Origin of the sequence: Corallococcus sp. AB049A, assembly GCF_003668885.1 — a bacterium.
Taxonomy (GTDB): domain Bacteria; phylum Myxococcota; class Myxococcia; order Myxococcales; family Myxococcaceae; genus Corallococcus; species Corallococcus interemptor.
Map to the genome: position 1 here is coordinate 1 of NZ_RAWL01000627.1, position 3,627 is coordinate 3,627.

Consider the following 3,627-nt stretch of genomic DNA (forward strand, 5'->3'; position numbering starts at 1 on the left):
GGGAGGGAAGGGGCCATGCGGCCCGGAAGCCTACGCCGGGCCGGGAGTCTCGTCCCAGGGGGAGCCCAGCCACGCCTGGAACGCGGCCTTCTGCGCGTCCGTGGGGCGCTCCACGCGCTGGAGCCACACGGCGTCCGCGGGCTTCTGGCCCAGCACCACCGGCACCTCCAGCAGGCGGTCGCGGCGGAACAGCGTCACCCGCACGGTCTCGCCGGGGCGCTTGTCCTCGCAGCGGGAGATGAGCCCCGCGCCATCCACGCGCCAGCCGTCCAGCGCCACCACGTCGTCCTCCGGGTACAGGCCCGCCTCCAGCGCGGGCGTGCCCTCCGGGACGGTGGACAGCGTGGAGGAGCCGCGCACGGTGACGCCCAGCCAGCCCTTGGGCCGGGGCTCGCCCTTGAGGCGCGGCGGCGTGCCGCCCTTGTCGTTGGGGGCCTCGCGCACGCGGAAGGACACCTCCAGCCCCACGTGCGCGAACACGCCGTAGTCCAGGTCCTCCGTGGAGCGCACCGCCCGGTCGAAGAAGGACGTCAGGTCCACGCCCGTCACCTCGCTGGCGGCCTTCTCCACGCCGTCCTCCGGGACGCCGGAGCCGTCGCCATGGCGTTGCCACAGCAACCGCATGACGTCATCCAGGCACTTCGCGTCGCGCGTGGCGCGGCGCACCTCCAGGTCCAGCAGCGCGCACACCACCTCGCCCTTCAGGTAGTAGGAGACGGCGCTGTTGGTGGAGTGCTCGTCCGGGCGGTAGTGCTTCACCCAGCTGACGAGCGACGCCTCCGTGAGCGTCTGCACGCGGCGGCCTGGCGTCGAGTGCAGGAGGCTGAGCGTCTCCCCCAGCCGGGCCAGGTAGCGCGTGGGAGACATCAGGCCCGCGCGGCGCACGAAGAGGTTGTCGTAGTACGCGGTGCCGCCCTCGAAGGCCCACAGCAGCGTGGTGTAGTTCTCCTGCGAGTAGTCGAACGGCACCAGCGCGCGCGGCTTCACCCGCTTGATGTTCCACAGGTGGAAGTACTCGTGCGCCACCAGCGTGAGGAAGTCCTCCCAGCCCCGGTTCGTGGACAGGCCGGTGCGAGGGAAGAGCAGCGCGGTGGAGGCCTGGTGCTCCAGCCCGCCCCGGCCCTTGTCCGTGAGGTAGACGAGGAACAGGTAGCGCTTGAGCGGCAGCCCTTCATACATGCGCGCCTGGGCCTCGCAGACGCGCTGCATGTCCGCGCACAGCCGGTCCGCGTCCGGCACGCTGTCGCCCCACACCACGACTTCATGTGGCACGCCCGCGGCGGTGAAGGTGAGCGGCGTGTGCGGGCCCACTTCGAAGGGGCTGTCCACCAGCGCGTCGTAGTCCGGCGCGATGAAGGTGGCCCCTTGGGAGTCCAGCGCGCAGAACGTGCGCCAGCCCTGGGGCGCGTCCACGGTGACGTGGTGGGGCAGGGCGCGCGTGGCCTCCGTGTAGAGGAACACGGTGGCGCCGTTGAAGTAGGCGTGGCTGCCGTCCAGGTGGCTGGTGCGCACGGACAGCTCGTTCGCGTAGACGCGGTAGCGCAGCGTCACGGCCTGCCCCCTCGCGTCCACGCGCCAGGTGCGCTTGTCCAGGCGGCGCACCGGCAGGGGCCGTCCGTCCGGCCCCTGCGCGGTGACGTCCTGCACCTGGCGGGCGTACTCGCGCACCAGGTAGCTGCCCGGCGTCCACACCGGCATCACCGCGTCCAGCACGTCGGGTCCGGCGGGGAAGGCGGCCTCCACCTCGAACAGGTGCGCATGCGGGCGGGGCATGGCGACGCGGTAGTGGACGGCGAGCGACATGGACGGAGTGCCTTTCTTCCTTGGGGGACCGCGGGGTTACTTCGCCTTGACGAGCACGGCGCCGAAGAAGCCGTCGGTGCCGTGGGTGTGCGGGGCCAGCCGCAGGTAGGGGCCGGGGCCCAGCTTCCGGCCCAGCTCCTCTCCCAGCACCTCCGCCACGGGGCGCACGCTGAAGCCGGGGTGCTTGGACAGGAAGTCCTCCACCACCTCCTCGTTCTCCTCGCGCAGCACGCTGCACGTGCCGTAGATGAGCCGGCCGCCGGGCTTCACCAGCATGGCGAAGCGCGCGAGCAGCGCCTTCTGCCGGCCCACGTGCATCTCCAGATCTTCCGGCGTGAGGCGGTATCTCGCGTCCGGCTTGCGGCGGAAGGTGCCGGTGCCGCTGCACGGCGCGTCCACCAGCACGCGGTCCGCCAGGCCCTTGAGGGGGGTGAGCGCGGCGTCCGCGTCCGGACCCTCATGCGGGATGATCTGCGTGCGCACGTTGTGCACGCCGGCGCGGCGCGCGCGCTTGCGCAGGTCCTCCATGCGGCCCTCGTCCACGTCCAGCGCGTGCAGGTCGCCGCGGTTCTTCATCTGCGCGGCCAACTGCAGCGTCTTGCCACCCGCGCCCGCGCACGCGTCCACCACGCGGGTGGGCGGCGCGTCCACGAGCATGCCCAGCAGCTGGCTGCCCTCGTCCTGAATCTCGAACCCGCCGTCCTTGAAGTCCTGGAGGGAGAAGAGGTTGAGGCGCGTCTCCATCACGAGGCCCAAGGGGGACAGGGCCGTGGGCTTCGTGGACTCCACGTCCTCCGCGGCCAGGCGCTCCTGGAGCTGGGCGCGGTCGCCCTTGAGCGTGTTGGCGCGGACGATGAGCGGGGCGCGCTCGTTCATGGCCTCGGCGGCCTTCGCGGCGTCCTTGCCGAAGACGGCGCGGAAGCGGCCCGCGAGGAAGTCCGGCAGCGACGCGGCGATGGGGAAGCGCTTCTCTTCCGGCAGGGCGTCCAGGTCCGCGGCGGCGTCCGGCAGCCGGTCGAGCACGGACATGTCCGGGCCGGTGAGCCCGCTGGAGCGCGCGACGTAGGTGGGGTCCTCGCCGTGGAGGATGCGGGACGCGGCCAGGCGCATGACGTCCTGGCGCGTGGCGTCCAGCGCGTCGAACTTCCGGTGGGACTTCTCCAGGAGGAAGTCCACGGTGCGCTGGCGGCGCAGGAGGGCGTAGACGCGCTCGGCCACGGCGCGGCGCTCGGTGGAGTACAGGGCCGTCTTGCGGCGCAGCACGAACTCCAGCGCGCGGTCGGACAGGCGGCCCTCGCGGCGCACGCCGCCGTAGGCCTCCAGGCAGGCCTGGAGGACCAGGTCCTCGCGAAGGGGGCGGTTGGGGTTGGGGCGCGCGCGTTCATGCTGGGCGCGGCTCATCTTCGGTTTGTCGGCGCGTTTTCCGGCGTCCTTGCGTTTCTTGGCGCCGGGGCGGGACGAACGGGGCCCGCCGGACTTGGGGGCGCCACCGCGGGAAGGTCCAGGCTTGCGAGTCGTGGCCATGTCGCATGGGGCCTTCGCATCCCCCGGGCCGCGTTGACAAGCGGGGAACGCAAAAGACGCCCCCGGAAGGCCCTGGAGGGACCGGCCGGAGGCGTCTGGGAGCCGCTTCGGGGGGGCTGGGGCCTGGGACCGCCCCTCCCCGGTGGGGTTCTTGGAAAACCTGTCCGACTGTCGGACAGGTTCAGCGGTCGCGGCGCCGGCGGCGCACGAGCCCGGCCACGAGGGCCGCGGCGGCGGGAATCAGGGCGGCGGACGGGCCGGCGGCGCAGCCACCGGGGCCGTTCGAGCCCTCCCCATCCC

3 protein-coding genes are annotated in these 3,627 nt (G+C 72.7%); all 3 read right to left on the minus strand.

Going from position 1 to position 3,627, the window contains the following annotated elements; all coding sequences use genetic code 11:
• Nucleotides 1–30: 30 nt before the first annotated feature.
• Nucleotides 31–1,803, minus strand: coding sequence for a M61 family metallopeptidase (locus tag D7X55_RS37380; RefSeq protein ID WP_121725525.1), 1,773 nt, complete (start codon nucleotides 1,801–1,803; stop codon nucleotides 31–33).
• A gap of 36 nt (nucleotides 1,804–1,839) precedes the next feature.
• Entirely contained in the window at nucleotides 1,840–3,327 is a 1,488-nt protein-coding gene (locus D7X55_RS37385; RefSeq protein WP_370450137.1) for an RsmB/NOP family class I SAM-dependent RNA methyltransferase, read from the minus strand.
• Between the two features lie 181 nt (nucleotides 3,328–3,508).
• A partial coding sequence (locus D7X55_RS45415) for an MYXO-CTERM sorting domain-containing protein (protein ID WP_147470372.1) occupies nucleotides 3,509–3,627 on the minus strand: 119 nt, incomplete at its 5' end.